At 56.2% G+C, this 15841-nt stretch carries 18 protein-coding genes and 1 pseudogene; 10 read left to right on the forward strand and 9 right to left on the reverse strand.

Translation table 11 applies throughout. The features are described 5' to 3' along the window. Window positions 1-2: 2 nt before the first annotated feature. Window positions 3-362, reverse strand: a complete 360-nt coding sequence (gene uraH / locus TR2A62_RS09260) for a hydroxyisourate hydrolase (protein ID WP_009158061.1) — start codon at window positions 360-362, stop codon at window positions 3-5. Between the two features lie 155 nt (window positions 363-517). Here uraH and puuE point away from each other — a divergent pair, with 155 nt between their 5' ends. The 4 genes from puuE to TR2A62_RS09280 are packed head-to-tail and all read left to right on the forward strand — an operon-like array spanning window position 518 to window position 4595. Next, window positions 518-1924, forward strand: a complete 1407-nt coding sequence (gene puuE, locus TR2A62_RS09265; RefSeq protein WP_009160726.1) for an allantoinase PuuE — start codon at window positions 518-520, stop codon at window positions 1922-1924. Beyond that, on the forward strand, window positions 1921-2736 hold the full coding sequence (locus TR2A62_RS09270) for a bifunctional allantoicase/(S)-ureidoglycine aminohydrolase (RefSeq protein ID WP_009159754.1): 816 nt from the start codon (window positions 1921-1923) through the stop codon (window positions 2734-2736). Before puuE ends, TR2A62_RS09270 begins: the two co-directional genes overlap by 4 nt. Beyond that, a complete protein-coding gene (locus tag TR2A62_RS09275) occupies window positions 2733-3212 on the forward strand; it encodes an ureidoglycolate lyase (RefSeq protein WP_009159077.1) in 480 nt (159 codons plus the stop codon). The genes TR2A62_RS09270 and TR2A62_RS09275 overlap by 4 nt, the downstream gene beginning before the upstream one ends. A gap of 60 nt (window positions 3213-3272) precedes the next feature. Continuing rightward, window positions 3273-4595, forward strand: coding sequence for a uracil-xanthine permease family protein (locus TR2A62_RS09280; protein WP_009158038.1), 1323 nt, complete (start codon window positions 3273-3275; stop codon window positions 4593-4595). Window positions 4596-4657: 62 nt separating this feature from the next. On the opposite strand, the gene TR2A62_RS09285 is transcribed toward TR2A62_RS09280, so the two are convergent. The 3 genes from TR2A62_RS09285 to TR2A62_RS09295 are packed head-to-tail and all read right to left on the reverse strand — an operon-like array spanning window position 4658 to window position 6661. Further along, a complete protein-coding gene (locus TR2A62_RS09285) occupies window positions 4658-5455 on the reverse strand; it encodes a metal ABC transporter permease (RefSeq protein ID WP_009160531.1) in 798 nt (265 codons plus the stop codon). Further along, complete coding sequence (locus TR2A62_RS09290) at window positions 5455-6186, reverse strand: metal ABC transporter ATP-binding protein (RefSeq protein ID WP_040820546.1); 732 nt, start codon at window positions 6184-6186, stop codon at window positions 5455-5457. Before TR2A62_RS09290 ends, TR2A62_RS09285 begins: the two co-directional genes overlap by 1 nt. Next, window positions 6095-6661, reverse strand: coding sequence for a Fur family transcriptional regulator (locus TR2A62_RS09295; RefSeq protein ID WP_009159020.1), 567 nt, complete (start codon window positions 6659-6661; stop codon window positions 6095-6097). The genes TR2A62_RS09290 and TR2A62_RS09295 overlap by 92 nt, the downstream gene beginning before the upstream one ends. Before the next feature lie 191 nt (window positions 6662-6852). Here TR2A62_RS09295 and TR2A62_RS19545 point away from each other — a divergent pair. The 3 genes and pseudogenes from TR2A62_RS19545 to TR2A62_RS09305 form a co-directional block, all read left to right on the forward strand. Continuing rightward, a pseudogene (locus tag TR2A62_RS19545) lies at window positions 6853-7242 on the forward strand (metal ABC transporter solute-binding protein, Zn/Mn family); the annotation flags it as partial. Between the two features lie 37 nt (window positions 7243-7279). Continuing rightward, complete coding sequence (locus TR2A62_RS19380) at window positions 7280-7744, forward strand: metal ABC transporter solute-binding protein, Zn/Mn family (RefSeq protein ID WP_255346159.1); 465 nt, start codon at window positions 7280-7282, stop codon at window positions 7742-7744. A gap of 46 nt (window positions 7745-7790) precedes the next feature. Next, the gene (locus tag TR2A62_RS09305; RefSeq protein ID WP_009158547.1) at window positions 7791-9203 is read left to right on the forward strand and encodes an FAD-binding oxidoreductase; all 1413 of its coding nucleotides are present in this window, start codon (window positions 7791-7793) and stop codon (window positions 9201-9203) included. On the opposite strand, the gene hemC is transcribed toward TR2A62_RS09305, so the two are convergent. Continuing rightward, window positions 9200-10144, reverse strand: coding sequence for a hydroxymethylbilane synthase (hemC, locus tag TR2A62_RS09310; RefSeq protein ID WP_040820549.1), 945 nt, complete (start codon window positions 10142-10144; stop codon window positions 9200-9202). The genes TR2A62_RS09305 and hemC overlap by 4 nt on opposite strands. A gap of 86 nt (window positions 10145-10230) precedes the next feature. Here hemC and hemE point away from each other — a divergent pair, with 86 nt between their 5' ends. Next, window positions 10231-11262, forward strand: coding sequence for a uroporphyrinogen decarboxylase (hemE, locus tag TR2A62_RS09315; protein WP_009157867.1), 1032 nt, complete (start codon window positions 10231-10233; stop codon window positions 11260-11262). A 24-nt stretch (window positions 11263-11286) separates the two neighbouring features. On the opposite strand, the gene hemF is transcribed toward hemE, so the two are convergent. Next, window positions 11287-12180, reverse strand: coding sequence for an oxygen-dependent coproporphyrinogen oxidase (gene hemF / locus TR2A62_RS09320; RefSeq protein ID WP_009158704.1), 894 nt, complete (start codon window positions 12178-12180; stop codon window positions 11287-11289). A gap of 241 nt (window positions 12181-12421) precedes the next feature. On the opposite strand from hemF, the gene TR2A62_RS09325 reads away from it, so the two are divergent. Beyond that, window positions 12422-12661, forward strand: a complete 240-nt coding sequence (locus TR2A62_RS09325; protein ID WP_009158371.1) for a hypothetical protein — start codon at window positions 12422-12424, stop codon at window positions 12659-12661. Here the strand turns inward: TR2A62_RS09325 and TR2A62_RS09330 are convergent. The 3 genes from TR2A62_RS09330 to clpS are packed head-to-tail and all read right to left on the reverse strand — an operon-like array spanning window position 12658 to window position 14845. Beyond that, window positions 12658-13461, reverse strand: coding sequence for an SDR family NAD(P)-dependent oxidoreductase (locus TR2A62_RS09330; RefSeq protein ID WP_009157399.1), 804 nt, complete (start codon window positions 13459-13461; stop codon window positions 12658-12660). The genes TR2A62_RS09325 and TR2A62_RS09330 overlap by 4 nt on opposite strands. Before the next feature lie 42 nt (window positions 13462-13503). Beyond that, window positions 13504-14487, reverse strand: a complete 984-nt coding sequence (locus TR2A62_RS09335; protein WP_009159853.1) for a class I SAM-dependent methyltransferase — start codon at window positions 14485-14487, stop codon at window positions 13504-13506. 16 nt (window positions 14488-14503) lie between these two features. Beyond that, complete coding sequence (gene clpS / locus TR2A62_RS09340; RefSeq protein ID WP_009160886.1) at window positions 14504-14845, reverse strand: ATP-dependent Clp protease adapter ClpS; 342 nt, start codon at window positions 14843-14845, stop codon at window positions 14504-14506. 87 nt (window positions 14846-14932) lie between these two features. Between clpS and TR2A62_RS09345 the strand changes: the two genes are divergently transcribed. Beyond that, window positions 14933-15634, forward strand: coding sequence for an HAD family hydrolase (locus tag TR2A62_RS09345; protein WP_009160510.1), 702 nt, complete (start codon window positions 14933-14935; stop codon window positions 15632-15634). Window positions 15635-15841: the final 207 nt, after the last annotated feature.

Genomic DNA, 15841 nt, shown 5'->3' on the forward strand with positions numbered 1-15841 from the left:
CCTTAGCTGCCGCGATACGTTGAATAGCCGAACGGCGAGAGCAACAACGGCACATGGTAATGGCTGTCGATATCCGAAATCCCGAAACGAATTGGGATAACGTTCAGAAAACGCGGGTCTTCGGCAGGTGTGCCGGTGGCATCAAGATAGTCGCCCGCATGAAAAACCAGTTCATATTCGCCAGTGTCAAATTCATCAGCAGGCAGGATGTGGCTGTCGGTTCGCCCATCATCATTGGTGACCAAACTGCGAATGGACGTGCGTGCGCCACGGCTTAGAGAAAAGAGTTCGATTCTCAATCCCGCTGCCGGAATACCCCGCGCGGTGTCCAAAACATGTGTCGTCAAATAGCCTTGTGCCATCTCGTGTTCTCCCTCGCCTGACCCTAGCGTCTATTTGCGCCATCCATGTCCCAAATTCGACCTGTTGGCCACAAAATCTGGGCTGCGCTCATTTTTTATGCGTCGCCTCTGTCGTTTTGATGTAAACTTCTTGCGGGAACTGGGACAGAGCTAAAATGAAACGCTATCCACGCGATATGATTGGGCATGGGGCCAAGCCGCCGCATGCCAGCTGGCCAAACGGCGCCAAAATTGCTGTTCAAATCGTCATCAACTACGAAGAAGGTGGCGAGAACAACGTTTTGCACGGCGATGCAGCGTCCGAGGCGTTTTTGTCCGAAATCGTCGGCGCTGCGGCGTGGCCGGATCAGCGGCACTGGAACATGGAATCCATCTATGAATACGGCGCGCGCGCAGGTTTCTGGCGTTTGCACCGTTTGCTGCAGAATACACCTGTGACCGTTTATGGCGTCGCCGAGGCGCTCGCCCGATCCCCCGAACAAGTCGCTGCAATGCAAGACGCAGGTTGGGACATCGCCAGCCACGGATTGAAGTGGATCGAATACAAAGATTACGCGCCCGAAGACGAGCGTGCGCATATCAAACGCGCCGTCGAGCTGCATACCCAAGTCACAGGCAAGCGTCCGACCGGTTGGTACACGGGGCGCTGTTCAGAAAACACGCTGCGGCTGGTCGCAGAAGAAGGCGGATTTGATTGGTGCGCAGACAGCTATGCCGATGATCTGCCCTACTGGACACGTCATGGCGACCAAGACCAATTGGTCGTGCCCTATACGTTGGACTGCAACGACATGCGGTTTGCCACGCCACAAGGCTTCAACTCTGGTGATCAATTCGAGGCGTATCTGCGTGATACCTTTGATGCGCTATATTCCGAAGGCGATGACGCACCCAAAATGATGTCGATCGGGCTGCATTGCCGCCTGATAGGGCGGCCCGGCCGTGTCCAAGCGCTCAAACGGTTCCTAGAGCACGCAAGCGGCCACGACGGGGTTTGGTTCGCCACGCGCCAAGAGATCGCCGAGCATTGGGCCAAGACCCACCCACCCGTTCATTACGGTCGCCCCTCTGAGATGCAAGAAGACGCATTCGTGGCGGCGTACGGCAGCATTTACGAGCATTCCCCGTGGGTGGCACAGGCCGCCTATGCCAGTGAACTCGGTCAAGTGCATGACACAGCCGCGGGTCTCGCTGGGGCGATGGCGACAGTGTTTCGCGGCTCGGATCACGACAAACGTTTGGCAGTTCTGACCGCACACCCGGATTTGGCGGGCAAATTGGCCGAGGCGAAACGGCTGACAGCCGAGAGCACGACAGAACAGGCCAGCGCAGGGCTGGATGCCCTGACGGATGAAGAACGCACAACATTCCAAGAGCTGAACGCTACCTATGTCGCCAAGCATGGGTTCCCGTTCATCATTGCAGTGCGCGACCATACCAAAGCGTCGATCATGAAGGCGTTCCACACCCGCATCGACAACGATACGGCGGTCGAGTTTGACCAAGCCTGTTATCAAGTGACCCGTATTGGTCTGCACCGTCTCAAGGATCTGCTTCCATGACTTATGCGTTCCCACCCGGCGGTCTACCCGGCCAGCATGTGATGCCCGACGGTAAAGCCGTGTTCACGACCGCCTATGCATTTATCCCCGCAAACACGATGCGCGATATCGTGACCAGCGTGCTGCCCGGCTGGACCGACACACGCGCGTGGATCATTGCACGACCGATGACAGGGTTTGCCGAAACCTTTGCCCAATACGCGGTAGAAGTCGCACCAGGCGGCGGCAGTGACGCACCTGAACCGGACGCAGGCGCCGAGGCTGGCATCTTTATCGCGACAGGCGAGATGACCCTAGTCATTGATGGCACCGCGCACATGTTAACCGCGGGTGGCTATGCCTATGTCCCGCCCAGCGCGGTCTGGTCTGTCAAAAACAACGCCGCAGAGCCGCTTCAATTTCACTGGGTTCGCAAACGGTGGCAACCGGCTGTTGGTGTCACTGAACCCGATGCGATTATCACGTCGGATGCAGACACACCGCCGACACCTATGCCAGATACAGGCAAATGGGCGACCACGCGCTTTGCCGATCCAGATGACCTGCGCCACGACATGCACGTCAATATCGTGACCTTTGAACAGGGCGGACTGATCCCATTTGCCGAGACCCACATCATGGAACACGGGCTTTATGTTTTGCAGGGCACCGCACGGTACCTGCTGAACACAGACTGGGTCGAGGTCGGTCCGGGCGATTTTATGTGGTTGCGTGCTTACTGTCCGCAGGCCTGTGTTGCGACCAGCGACGAACCGTTTCGCTATCTGTTGTATAAGGATGTAAACCGGCATCCTGATTTGGTGCTGAAATGATCCAGTGCCAACCTCTGACCCGCGACGCCTTTGCCCCGTTCGGGGAGGTTCTTGAATGCGCGGGCAGCCCTGACAAGATCATCAACCAAGGTTTGTGCGGGCGGTTCCACGATCAGGCCGAGATGGACTTTGGCCCCGATGGTCGCGCGGGGATCAGCCTATTTGACGCAGAACCCCGCAGCTTGCCCTTTACGCTTGATCTGATGGAGCGGCACCCCGAAGGCAGCCAAGCCTTTGTGCCAATGACCGAGCATCCGTTTTTGGTGATCGTCGCATCTGACAAGGATGGTCGTCCTGATGATGTCCAAGCCTTCATCACTGCGGCGGGCCAAGGCGTAAATTATCATCGCAACGTCTGGCATGGGGTTCTAACCCCGCTACATGCGCCCGGATTGTTTGCTGTAATCGACCGAATTGGAGACACTCCCAATTTGGAAGAGCATTGGTTGGAGACACCACTATCGATCCAACCGTAACCGCCCAAACCGGCCGACACGTGTCGGGGGCAAATTCGAAAGACCAACGAGGGAAAGACAATGACTGACACAAATCTGGGTGCTTATTCAGACCCCAACACAACACCCCCCATGGGGCAAACAGTGCCTCTGGGCCTACAACACGTATTGGCGATGTTCGCCTCTAACGTCACACCATCCATCATCGTTGCTGGTGCTGCTGGCCTCGCCTTTGGCGGCCCCGAGCAGATCTATCTGATCCAGATGGCGATGTTGTTTGCTGGTATCGCAACGCTGTTTCAAACCGTCGGTGTGGGCCCTGTCGGCGCGCGTCTGCCAATCATGCAGGGTACATCCTTTGCGTTTGTTGGTGTTCTGGCCGGTATCGCCGCGACCCAAGGTTTGGGCGTAGCACTGACCGCTTGTATCATCGGTGGTGCAATCCACTTCCTGTTGGGTGCTGTGATCCAGAACCTGCGTTTCTTGTTCCCACCACTGATCACAGGCTTGGTCATTTTGGCCATTGGTCTGTACCTCATGCCAGTTGCGATCAAATACGCAGCGGGTGGCGCAGCGACATTCCAGATGGAAGCTGAAAGCTTTGGCTCGTTGATGCACTGGTCGGTCGCTCTGACCGTTGTGATCGTGTCCTTGTTGGTGAAGTTCTTCACCAAAGGGTTCGTCTCGAACGCTGCAATCCTGATCGGCCTGCTTGCCGGTTACGCACTGGCATTCGCGCTGGGCATGGTGAACTTTGGTGCCGTCGGCAAAGCCGCATGGGTCACATCGATCAAGCCTCTGCCATACGGCTTTGAATTCAGCCTCGGTGCAGTGATTGCTGTCACCTTGGTCTCGATCGTTTCGGCGATTGAAACTGTGGGCGACGCATCGGCCACAACCAAAGCCGGCGCAGGTCGTGACGCGACTGACAAAGAGATCGCAGGCGCAACATACGCCGACGGTCTGGGCACAGCAGTTGCTGGCGTCTTTGGCGGTCTGCCGAACACATCGTTCAGCCAGAACGTTGGCATCGTCGGAATGACAGGCGTCATGAGCCGTCACGTTGTCACAGTTGCTGGTCTGATCATGATCGTCTGTGGTCTGATCCCGAAAATCGGCGCGATCATCGCATCTATGCCTCTGCCCGTTCTGGGCGGTGGTGTGATCGTGATGTTTGGTATGGTGGCTGCGGCTGGTCTGAACATGTTGACCGAGGTCAAAATGAACCGTCGGAACATGATCATCATCGCGGTATCGCTCGCTGCTGGTCTGGGTCTCAACCTGGTTCCAAGCGCTGTCCAGTACCTGCCAGGTGTTGTTAAGACACTGGCAACATCTGCGGTGGCCCCGACTGCGATCGTCGCAATCGTGCTGAACCTCGTTCTGCCACAAGAAATGGACTAAGCGATCCCGTTTAGATCAATTGGGCCCCCGCCTGAGATGGTGGGGGCCTTTTTTATGCCCGCCTAGGCACCAATGCCGCGCGCCGTTCCAATCAGATTGGTCACGATGAACATCACCGTCGCGACACAGACGATGCTGGGGCCTGCCGGCGTGTCGTACCACAATGACATATGAAGCCCGCCGATGGCTGAGCCCACTCCGATCACGCCTGCCGTGGCGGCCATGCGTTCGGGCGAGGTGCTGATAGGTCGTGCCGCGGCCGCCGGAATGATCAACAGGGCGGCGATCAACAACACACCGACCACTTTGATCGCGACCGCTACGACAACCGCCAGACAGAGCGTCAGGATCAGTTGTTCGCGTTTGGGATTAAAACCACTGGCATGGGCCAGATCAGGGTTAAGCGTTGCCGTTAATAGGGCCGTCCACCACCAAGCCAGAAGCGCAAACACAGACAGTGCACCACCCCAGATAACGGCCAGATCAACACGCCCCACAGCAAGAATGTCGCCAAAGAGGTAGGCCATCAGATCAAGCCGAACACCTTGAATGAACGACACAGCCACGAGACCAAAGGCGAGCGCCAAATGCGCCATAACCCCGAGCAACGTGTCCATTGCAAACCCACGTCCTGAGAGCGCGTTCACCGTCAACGCCATAAAAAAGGCAATCGTTAGAGCCCCTGCAAACACCGAAACCGAAAGCGCCAATGACAATGCGACCCCGAGGATCGCCGCGTTTGCTGTCGCATCGCCGAAATAGGCCATACGCCGCCAGACGACAAAACATCCAAGAGGTGCAGCGGCAATCGCAACACCAACCCCAGCAAGGATGGCGCGGAATTGAAAATCATCAAACATTAGTGGTCGCATTCATCGTGATTGTGGTGGTGATCATGGTCGTGCCGGTAGAGCGCCAGCGCTCCTTGGGTGCCGCTGCCGAACAGGGCGCGATATTCTGGTGCCGAAGCGAAGATGTCCGGTGTCCCGTGACAACACACATGCCCGTTCAGGCAAACGACACGGTCAGATGCGCTCATCACAACATGCAGTTCGTGGCTGACCATCAGAACGGCACAGTTCAAGTTGCTGCGCACCTCTTCGATCTGGCGGTAAAAGTCTGCGGACCCTGGTTGATCCAAACCTGTCGTCGGTTCGTCCAAAATCAACAGATGGGGTTTTTCAAGAACCGCACGGGCCAAGAGGACGCGTTGAAACTGCCCCCCAGAGAGCGCAGTCATCTGCCGTTTAGAAATTCCCCCGACCCCTGCATTCTCGAGTGCGTCTTGCACTTCGGATTTAGACCGTCGCGTTGGCAGATTAAGAAAGCGGCCGACAGTCATGGGGAGAGTTGGGTCAATCGTGAGCCGCTGTGGAACGTAGCCAATGCGCAGGTTCGCGTCCTTGACGATCGTGCCGGACGATGGTTGCACTGCACCGACGAGTGCCCTGATCAATGTTGTTTTTCCCGAACCGTTCGGGCCAACAACAGCCACGATTTCACCTTTTGAAATAACAAAATCGACATTCCTGAGCGCCGTGTGCCCCCCAAGAATGACGGTTAGCCCTTTGGCTGAAAGAAGACCGGTCATTGTTTGTCATCTTTGCAGCTGGGCATAGGCCTTCGACCTCGAGAACGGTGCGCTTGATTTCAAAACTTGCTGCTACTGCTGCGTGTTCTAGCGGACCATTCTCGATCGGCTCGCTTGCTTCGGCCACCGCGTCACAGCTACGGCAAATCATAAACGCAGGTGCATGAGCCTCGCCCGGATGGGCGCAGGCGACATAGGCATTCAAACGCTCAATCTTGTGAGCAAACCCATTGGCCACGAGAAAATCCAATGCGCGGTAGGCTACAGGTGGTTGAGACCCCAAACCCTCGGCACCAAGGATTGCAAGGATATCATAGGCACCCAATGCGTTGTGCTCTGACAGCAAAATCTCGAGCACGCGCAACCGGACAGGGGTCAGTTGTAGCTTGAGTTCGGCGCATTGCACTTGGGCTTCAGCAACCGCCGAGGATACGCATTGATTATGATCGTGGGTTTGGAATCCAGTGGCAGCCATCAAATTTCCTAGCCATGGGATAATATGTTATAACATACCTTATATCAGACCGCCGACTGTTACAATATTTCATATAGTGAATCATGCGCTCTGCCCTCCTTCCTTTCGCTCTCGTCCCTACCATCGCATCTGCTGATGTTCCAAATGTCTCGGCTGACATCGCGCCAGTCGCGTCGTTGGTCAGCATGGTCATGGGAGACCTCGGCGCGCCGACGCTTCTGTTGGCCCAAGGCATTTCGCCGCATGACGCGGCAATGCGCCCATCCCAAGCACAAGCATTGCAAGATTCCGACATCGTTGTCTGGATCGGCTCAGGCCTGACACCATTTTTGGACGATAGCATTCCAAAGCTAGCACCAGATGCCACATCGATTATCCTACTAGAACTCGATGCCCCCGAAGCAATTGAAGGCGGCCATGATCACAGCCACGGCGCTCATGAAGACGAGCACGCGGATGAGCATGACGAACACGACGACGAACATGACGATCATGACGATCATGACGATCATGACGATGAGCACGATGAGCACGATGAGCACGATGATAAAGAGGAAGAGAGCCACAACATTGATGCGCACGCATGGCTAGACCCGATTAATGCGGTCGCGTGGCTGGATGAAATTGTTCTGCATCTCTCAGAAACAGACCCCCGAAAACGCAGCGACCTATGCGGCAAACGCATCCGTGGCCAAGGCCGATTTGATCGCGTTGAACGACCAATTGGCCGCGACACTGGCGCCTGTTCAGGACGTCCCGTTCATCACATACCACGACGCGTTTACCTACTTCACCAACCACTACGGCCTGTCTAACGGAGGTGCTTTGCTCGACAGCGATGCAGATCAACCAAGTGCGGCCCACCTGACAGAACTGCGCGAACATATCGAAGGGGACGGCATTGCCTGTGTCCTGACTGAGCCGCAGTTTGACACCCGCCTGATTGCGACAGTGTTCGAAGGCCGTGATGTGACATCCAACATGTTTGACATTTTGGGTAGCACCCTCCCCTTGGGTGCCGATCTCTATGGTGACATGTTGCGCGCAGGTGCCGATGCGATCGTAGGCTGCAAACAGTCCTAGCAATCGGCGCTGCAATCCCTTTTAGTCGCCGGCAAAAGAGGGATACATGACACTGATCGAACAGCTAAGTGGCGTTGTGGGTGCGGCGCAGGTCGTAACCGGCAGCGATATGAACAAGTGGAGCACCGATTGGATTGGGACCTATAAGTCCAATCCGATCGCCGTCGTCCGCCCTGCAAACACCCAAGAGGTCAGCGCGATCATGGCGCTGGCCCATTCGACCAAGACACCGGTTGTTCCTGTTTCAGGCAACACCGGTCTTGCTGGTGGCACCTATGCCGAAGGTGCGCTGATGCTCTCGCTGGAACGACTAAACCGTGTCCGGACCATCAAGCCCGATGCACAAGTCGCGATCGTCGAGGCTGGGGTCATCCTATCTGCAATCCATGATGCCGCTGACGAACATGACCTGATTTTTCCGGTCACATTTGGTGCCAAAGGGTCAGCGCAAATTGGCGGAATTCTGTCCACAAATGCTGGCGGTTCAAACGTTGTGCGCTACGGCAACACACGCGAGCAATGTCTTGGGCTAGAGGTGGTCATGGCCGACGGTCAGATCATGGATTTGATGAGCGAACTGCACAAAGACAACTCTGGTCTTAACCTGCGTGATTTGGTGATCGGCGCCGAGGGCACGCTTGGGATCATCACAGCGGCTGTGTTGCGTTTGGTTCCGAAACCGCGTGCCTATGCAACCGCAATGATTGCACCTGCCAACATGTCTGCAGCCCTATCGGTTTTGAATGCTGTGCAATCCGCAACAGGTGGCACGGTAGAAGCCTTTGAATTCATGCCAAAGGCCTACATCGACATGCATATGGCCAAGTTTCCTGACGCCCGCGCGCCGTTTGAAACCGATCATCCAATCACCGTGATGATCGAAGTGGCTGCGACGGCGAAACGAGATGCCACACCTGACGAAAATGGTGTAGTGCCAATCATCGAGGCGCTGGAAACCGTTCTCGCGGAAGAGTTTGAAACAGGCCGTCTTGTCGACGCAGTTGTAGCCCAAAACGAGGCGCAACGGGTCGAAATGTGGGCGCGCCGCGAGGCTGCAGCCGAGGTCGTGCTGCACTATGATCCGATCATCAACAACGACATTGCGGTTCCCTTAGACCAAGTCGCGTCCTTCTTGGACCGCGCAACGGGTATGGTCCAAGCCGTGGATGCGGGCGCTACGGATATTTCGATCAGCCATTTAGGTGACGGAAATATTCACTACACCATCTACCCCAGCTCACGCGATGCAGCGCTCAAGGATAAGATCGTCGAAACTGTCGAAGACCTGACACGTCAATTGGGCGGCAGCTTTTCGGCCGAGCATGGAATCGGTCTTTCGAAACTGGCGTCGATGGCACGTCGCAAGGACAGGGTCGCACTGGCCACAATGCGGCAAATCAAGACGGCGCTTGATCCACATAATATCTTGAATCCTGGCAAGGTGATCCCACCAGCCTAGCGCCAGTCAAAGAAACCTTCGCCAGCCTCTGCCAGCAATTTAGCCGCCATCACGCGGCCCATTTCTGCGCCGTCTTCGATCGGGCCGCTGGCCGCGTCATAGACGGTGTCAGAACCATCAACCCGCAACACTTCACCGCGCAAATACAATATGCCGCCATTCAGTTCGGCAAGACCAGCAATTGGCGTCTCGCAGGACCCATCGAGTGCTTTGAGAAACGCGCGTTCGGCCGCGAGCCGTTGGCCGGTTGGGCCGTCGTGGATCGCTTCGAGCATTTCGGCCATCCGGCTATCGTCAGCGCGGCGTTCGATCCCAATCGCACCTTGGGCAACCGCTGGCAGCATGTCGTCGGTTTCAATCGCGGTTCGTGGCACGTCGTCCATTTTCAGCCGGTTGAGACCTGCCATGGCGAGGAATGTCGCCTCGGCAACGCCATCGCCCAACTTCTTGAGACGGGTTTGCAAATTGCCACGGAACTCGACGATGTTCAGGTCGGGACGGCGATTCATCAGCTGTGCATGGCGACGCAAACTGGATGTTCCGACAGTCGCGCCCTCTGCCAAATCCTTTAGTCCGCTCCCATCAAGTGCAATGAACGCATCACGGTTGTCTTCACGCGGCAGGTATGTGTCGATTAGCAAACCATCCGGCTGCAACACGGGCATGTCCTTCATCGAGTGGACAGCAATGTCGATATCGCCTTGCAACATCGCGTCCTCGATCTCGCGGGTGAACAACCCCTTGCCCCCAATTTCCTTGAGAGGGCGATCAATGATCCTGTCGCCAGTCGTTTTGATCACTACGATCGTGAATGCCTCGGACGGCAAATCGAACGCGGCGCTAAGTCGCGCGCGTGTCTCATATGCTTGTGCTAGGGCCAATGGCGACCCACGGGTGCCAATATTTAGGGGGCTCTGCGGAGTGGGGAGAGTAAGCGTCATAACAACATGTTTAGTCCTGTCAGAAAAATCAGACAACTGTTGTTGCGTTCGATAAGTAGAAAGAAATCGATCAAGAGGACGACATTATGACCAAGACCATCCTACGGGCTCTTGCAGGCGAAACACTTCCCACACCTCCCATTTGGATGATGCGTCAGGCGGGCCGCTATTTGCCCGAATATCGCGCGACACGAGCCCAAGCCGGTGATTTTCTGTCGCTGTGCTACAATCCCGAGCTTGCCGCCGAGGTCACGCTGCAGCCTATTCGCCGCTACGGGTTTGATGCGGCGATTCTCTTTGCCGATATTTTGCTGATACCTCAGGCTTTGGGTGCCGATCTATGGTTCGTCACGGGCGAAGGTCCCCGTTTATCGACAGTCACATCCGCCGACGATCTCAAGAAACTAAAGCCAGCGACCGACATCCACTACCACCTGTCGCCTGTCTATGAAACGGTGCGCATCCTGTCGCGTGAACTGCCATCTGAAACGACGCTGATCGGTTTTGCTGGCGCTCCTTGGACAGTCGCCACCTACATGATCGCGGGCCAAGGGACCCCAGACCAAGGTCCCGCACATGCGCTCAAGAACGAGAATCGCGAGGTCTTTGTTGCCCTGCTTGATCTCATCACGGACGCCACGATTAATTATATGTCGGCCCAGATCGAGGCTGGCGCCGAAGTCGTCAAAATCTTTGACAGCTGGGCAGGATCATTGTCCGCACAAGATTTCCAAGATTTTGCGATTGCACCAGCGATCAAAATCATCGCGGCCCTCAAGGCCAAGCATCCCGGCGTTCCAATCATCGCCTTCCCGCGTGGCGCGGGCGAGGCTTACGTCGGTCTTCATGCCGCGACAGGCGCCGACTGTGTGGCGTTAGACGATGGAGTGACCGCTGAATGGGCTGCCAAACACGTGCAGGTCGACGGTTGTATTCAGGGCAATCTGAAATCTAGCCACATGGTCACAGGCGGCGATGCACTGGTGTCCGAGACACGCCGCATTGTTGATGCGTTCAAAGGTGGGCCACATATTTTCAACCTCGGCCACGGAATCACACCAGATGCCGATCCAGAGAATGTGCAACTGATGATCGATACGGTCCGCGAAGCCCGCTAGGGCAGCGCGGCCGTCAGGACGGGCCTAAACCCATTTGGCCAGAGGCGGCAGGCTCATCAAGACCGCATTCGCATCGTGACCGGTTTCAAGACCGAACTTGGTCCCGCGATCATAGACCAAATTATATTCGGCATAGAGACCGCGATGAACCAGTTGTGCGTGCTTTTCCTCGTCACCCCACGGATCGTTGCGGCGTTTCTCAACCAGCGGAGCGTAAGCTGGCAGAAAAGCGCGCCCAATGTCTTGTGTCAGGGCAAAATCTGCCTCCCAATCTCCGGTGCAATGATCATCCATAAAGATACCACCAACCCCACGGGCGCGGTGGCGGTGCAGAATATAGAAATATTCGTCTGCCCATTCTTTGAGCCGCGGATATAGATCGGCACCATGCGGATCGAGGTGCTCTTTTTGCGTGGCATGAAAATGGGCGGTGTCGTCGTCATATTCCAAACACGGGTTTAAATCGGATCCCCCGCCAAACCACCATGCATGCGGGGTCCAGAACATTCGCGTATTCATATGAACTGCTGGAACATGGGGGTTTTGCATATGCGCAACGAGGCTGATGCCCGACGCCCAGAACCGTGGATCGTCTACCATGCCAGGAATACCCTTGCGCGCGGCCATAGCAGCCTGTGCGCGGGGTGCCAGAGTTCCGTAGACCGTCGAGATGTTCACACCGACTTTTTCAAACACGCGGCCACCACGCATGACGCTCATCTCGCCGCCGCCTGCGTCTGATCCATCATCAGACGTGCGGGTTGTTGCGGTCACTTCGAACGCGCCAACCGGCTGATCTACAAAGGGTCCAGCGACCTGTGTGTTTTCAAATTCAACAAAACGCGCTACGATCTGATCCCGCAATTCACGGAACCATTGGGCGGCGCGGGCTTTGTTATCGGATAACATGTCGGTCATGTGTAATGTCCTCGATTATTGACAGTTTTTAGCACCGTTATTTAGACAGTGCGACTGTGTTATCGCCAATCTGATACGGAAATTTGGAGCCCCACATGCGCCACGCTTTGCTCGCCGCCCCTTGATTCTCATGGCCTGCGCCACAGAACAGGAACGTTGCATTTCTCAAGTGACCAAAGAGGTCCGAACGCTGAAGCGGTTGATTGTTGAGACCAAAAGAAATGTGGAACGAGGATTCGCCGTGGATCGCGTTCAACAGGTGCGCGAGCGGACCTACCTGTGCACCGCGACAACCGAGAGCGGCGAAGAGGTGACACAGACGTGTTCCGAGGCCGAAACCTATACGACCCGCGTCCCACGCGCGATTGACCTGAATGCCGAACAGGAAAAGCTGGATTCAATGCTGGACCGCGTGGACCGCGCCCGCGCCGAGGCAAATGCCGAAGTCAGGCAATGTCAGGCGACTTATCCCGAAAGCTAGTGTGCAGCGGCGCTCACAGGATCTAGGAGTGTTCGGCCACCGTCCACGGTGATGATTTGTCCGGTGACAAAGTTTGACGCGTCCGAAGCGAGGTACTGAACCGCGTCTGACACTTCACCGGGGCTCGCAATCCGCGCGAGCGGCGTGTGGTCGATGATGTCATCACGAAAATCCGTGTTTGCCTGCAATGCACCTTGAAGGCTGGCGCTCATCACGCTGCCAAAGGCGACGGCGTTTACGCGAATCCGTTCAGACGCCAAGGCCACGGCCATGGAGCGGGTCATTTGGTCCAACGCCGCAGAGCTGACCGAATAGGCCAACATTTCCGGCGAGGTCCGGCGCGCCGCGATCGAGCTGAGATTGATGATAGAGCCGACCGGCCCCTCTTCGCGACCCTCGGCCTGTTTAATCATGCGCTTCGAGATCGCTTGGGACAACCGCAGGGATGTCATCAGATTTTGCTGCAACATCTTTTCGACATTGTCGCCTTCGGGATCCAACGGATCGGACATCATCACCTGACGGCTGGCGTTCACCAGAATATCCACCTGATCAAAGGCATCGATCGTTGCTGACAACAAATTGGCGATCGTCAGTTTTTGCCGCAGGTCGCCCGCAAACATGCGCACATTGCCTTCGTCCTCGACGGCTTCGCCCAGTTCTTTGCTCAGGCCAGCCTCGTCCATATCCGCGAACATCACATTGGCGCCGCCATCGACAAAATGCCGACCAATCGCGAGACCGACGCCATTCGCGGCACCCGTCACAATCGCGGTTTTCCCAGAAATCGAAAAGGACATGATTGTTTTCCTAGTATCGTGCTCGCGGCAGACTACGCCAAGTCAGCCTTTGACGCGAGAGGGTCGTGACGCCATCAGCACCTTAAAGCCTGGTGTGCCGCCTAGCTCGTCCACAACCTTGAACCGTTCGGATAGAACGGCCTCGTATGGCAGGTGCCGGTTTGCGACCATCAGCAAACGCCCCTGCGGGGTCAACATGCGCGCAGCAGCCATGATGAACCCACGGCCAATATCGGGATCGCCACTGCGGCCGGTATGAAACGGCGGGTTCATAACAACCATCTGATAGGGCTCTGACGGGGCATGTGTTGTCGCATCTTCCCAATGGAACCGTGCACGTGGATCGGTGACATTCAACCGCGCGCAATCCAGCGCACGTTCTTCTGCCTCGACCAAATCCAAAGTCTCGATCCCTTGGATCGCTAGAATACGTTGGGACAAATACCCCCAGCCGGCCCCCAGATCGGCCACCTGCTTGGGCAGCTTATCAGGCAGCGCCGCGACCAGCGCCTTGGATCCTTGGTCTAGCTTTTCAGCAGAAAACACACCCGGTTTGGTGGTGAATTCTTCAACCTTTGTTGGGGCATCTGCCCAATCCCCGAAACCATCGGACGCCGTAAAGGCGAACAGGCGGCCATGCGCCTTGGTCAAAGTCGCAACGACCGACACGCGCTTGCGCACGTCCTTGTAGAGACTGTCGATGCCTTCGGTCTTTTGACCGTCAACCACAACGACGCCATCCGTTTTAGCGCAGGCCTCAGCAATCATGGCACGTGCGTGAGCCTTGGATCGCGGCAAGGCCACAATCGACATCGTAGCCTCAGGCGCGTCTTGTGCGGCAACGGTCCAACCGCGCCCTTTCCACAGATCATGAATGGGGCGGAAGCTATGGACAACGATGGTCCGGTCACGCGGCAAAGCCGACAGGTCTAGGGCTGCGTCAGGTCGATAGACCGCAATCGTCCCGCTGCTGGGGATCGCGATCAGGCCATCATCGGCGGCGAGGGTCAGTCGGGAAACTGTCATAGGATCAGGGCGCGCCCTATTCTTTTTCCATCGTGCATTGCAACGGGTGCTGATGCTGCTGCGCAAAGTCCATCACTTGGGCGACTTTGGTTTCGGCAATCTCGTATGAAAACACACCAACAACAGCCAGCCCCTTTTTGTGAACCGTCAACATCAGCTCGAACGATTGTGCATGGTTCATCCCAAAGAACCGCTCGAGCACCATGACCACGAACTCCATCGGGGTGTAGTCATCGTTGAGGATCATAACCTTATACAGGGGCGGGCGCTTGGTCTTGGGGCGCGTCTCAACGGCGAGCCCGACATCGCTGTCGTCTCCTCCGGGATCGTCTGCCATCATGATTTGATCTACGCGCATGGTTCGCCCTGTTTGGCTGTCCTTTGTCGACGTATATAGGGGCCGTACCCCACAAGAAAAGAGGGTGTGCGACTTGAGTGGAGAACAATGGCCGAAAAACTGACAACAATTGCTTTGGATGCGGATGATACGCTCTGGCACACCGAACGTATGTTCCAGATGACCCAAACGCGATTCGCAGCGCTTTTGGCCCCTTTTGCGGACATTGAGACGCTAGAGGCGCGACTGCTCGAGGCCGAACTCCGCAATCTTGGGCACTATGGCTTTGGGGTCAAAGGGTTCGTCCTGTCGATGATCGAAACCGCCATCGGGGTCACCGAAGGACGCGTCACCGGCGATGTCATCGCCGAACTTTTGGAGGCAGGGCAGCAAATGTTGGCCGATCCGATCGAATTGTTCGACGGTGTGGCCGACGCAGTCGCAGAATTGGCCGAGCATCGCCCCCTGATCCTGATCACCAAAGGCGATTTGTTGGACCAAGAGCGCAAGATCGCGCAATCAGGGCTTGGCGATCACTTTGAGGCCGTCGAAATTGTCAGTCACAAGACCCCCGACACCTATGCCGCTGTGTTTTCACGCCTTGGGATAGACCCAACCCTAACCATGATGGTCGGAGATTCATTGAAATCAGACGTTCATCCGTTGCTCGAATTGGGCGGTTGGGCCACCCATATCCCACACGACTACAATTGGTCGCTCGAACACGCCGAGCCCCCGCTGGGCCATCCAAGATTTCACCAAATCACCCAACTTGCGGATTTGCCCCAATTGATTGCCACATTTCGCTAAACTTCTGACACATTCTTGCCTTAATTGCCGATCTAGCGGTCCATATCACCCAACCCCCTAGATATGCACCGGCACACTTGAACAATTACTACAAACCCATTGAAATTAGAGTTTTTCCGAAACAGCCATCTGTGCTACGTTTAGATCATAATCAAAGTCAGCCAGAACAATCTGGCGGCGCGAGGCAGTTAAAAACGAGGCAACGAC

It is taken from the genome of Thalassobium sp. R2A62 (assembly GCF_000161835.1).
GTDB lineage: Bacteria > Pseudomonadota > Alphaproteobacteria > Rhodobacterales > Rhodobacteraceae > Thalassobium.

Bases quoted from the DNA above. Each gene is read 5' to 3' on its own strand.
- uraH (WP_009158061.1), bottom strand. From the start codon at position 362: ATGGCACAAGGCTATTTGACGACACATGTTTTGGACACCGCGCGGGGT.
- puuE (WP_009160726.1), top strand. From the start codon at position 518: ATGAAACGCTATCCACGCGATATGATTGGGCATGGGGCCAAGCCGCCG.
- TR2A62_RS09270 (WP_009159754.1), top strand. From the start codon at position 1,921: ATGACTTATGCGTTCCCACCCGGCGGTCTACCCGGCCAGCATGTGATG.
- TR2A62_RS09275 (WP_009159077.1), top strand. From the start codon at position 2,733: ATGATCCAGTGCCAACCTCTGACCCGCGACGCCTTTGCCCCGTTCGGG.
- TR2A62_RS09280 (WP_009158038.1), top strand. From the start codon at position 3,273: ATGACTGACACAAATCTGGGTGCTTATTCAGACCCCAACACAACACCC.
- TR2A62_RS09285 (WP_009160531.1), bottom strand. From the start codon at position 5,455: ATGTTTGATGATTTTCAATTCCGCGCCATCCTTGCTGGGGTTGGTGTT.
- TR2A62_RS09290 (WP_040820546.1), bottom strand. From the start codon at position 6,186: ATGACCGGTCTTCTTTCAGCCAAAGGGCTAACCGTCATTCTTGGGGGG.
- TR2A62_RS09295 (WP_009159020.1), bottom strand. From the start codon at position 6,661: ATGGCTGCCACTGGATTCCAAACCCACGATCATAATCAATGCGTATCC.
- TR2A62_RS19380 (WP_255346159.1), top strand. From the start codon at position 7,280: ATGAAATTGTTCTGCATCTCTCAGAAACAGACCCCCGAAAACGCAGCG.
- TR2A62_RS09305 (WP_009158547.1), top strand. From the start codon at position 7,791: ATGACACTGATCGAACAGCTAAGTGGCGTTGTGGGTGCGGCGCAGGTC.
- hemC (WP_040820549.1), bottom strand. From the start codon at position 10,144: ATGACGCTTACTCTCCCCACTCCGCAGAGCCCCCTAAATATTGGCACC.
- hemE (WP_009157867.1), top strand. From the start codon at position 10,231: ATGACCAAGACCATCCTACGGGCTCTTGCAGGCGAAACACTTCCCACA.
- hemF (WP_009158704.1), bottom strand. From the start codon at position 12,180: ATGACCGACATGTTATCCGATAACAAAGCCCGCGCCGCCCAATGGTTC.
- TR2A62_RS09330 (WP_009157399.1), bottom strand. From the start codon at position 13,461: ATGTCCTTTTCGATTTCTGGGAAAACCGCGATTGTGACGGGTGCCGCG.
- TR2A62_RS09335 (WP_009159853.1), bottom strand. From the start codon at position 14,487: ATGACAGTTTCCCGACTGACCCTCGCCGCCGATGATGGCCTGATCGCG.
- clpS (WP_009160886.1), bottom strand. From the start codon at position 14,845: ATGCGCGTAGATCAAATCATGATGGCAGACGATCCCGGAGGAGACGAC.
- TR2A62_RS09345 (WP_009160510.1), top strand. From the start codon at position 14,933: ATGGCCGAAAAACTGACAACAATTGCTTTGGATGCGGATGATACGCTC.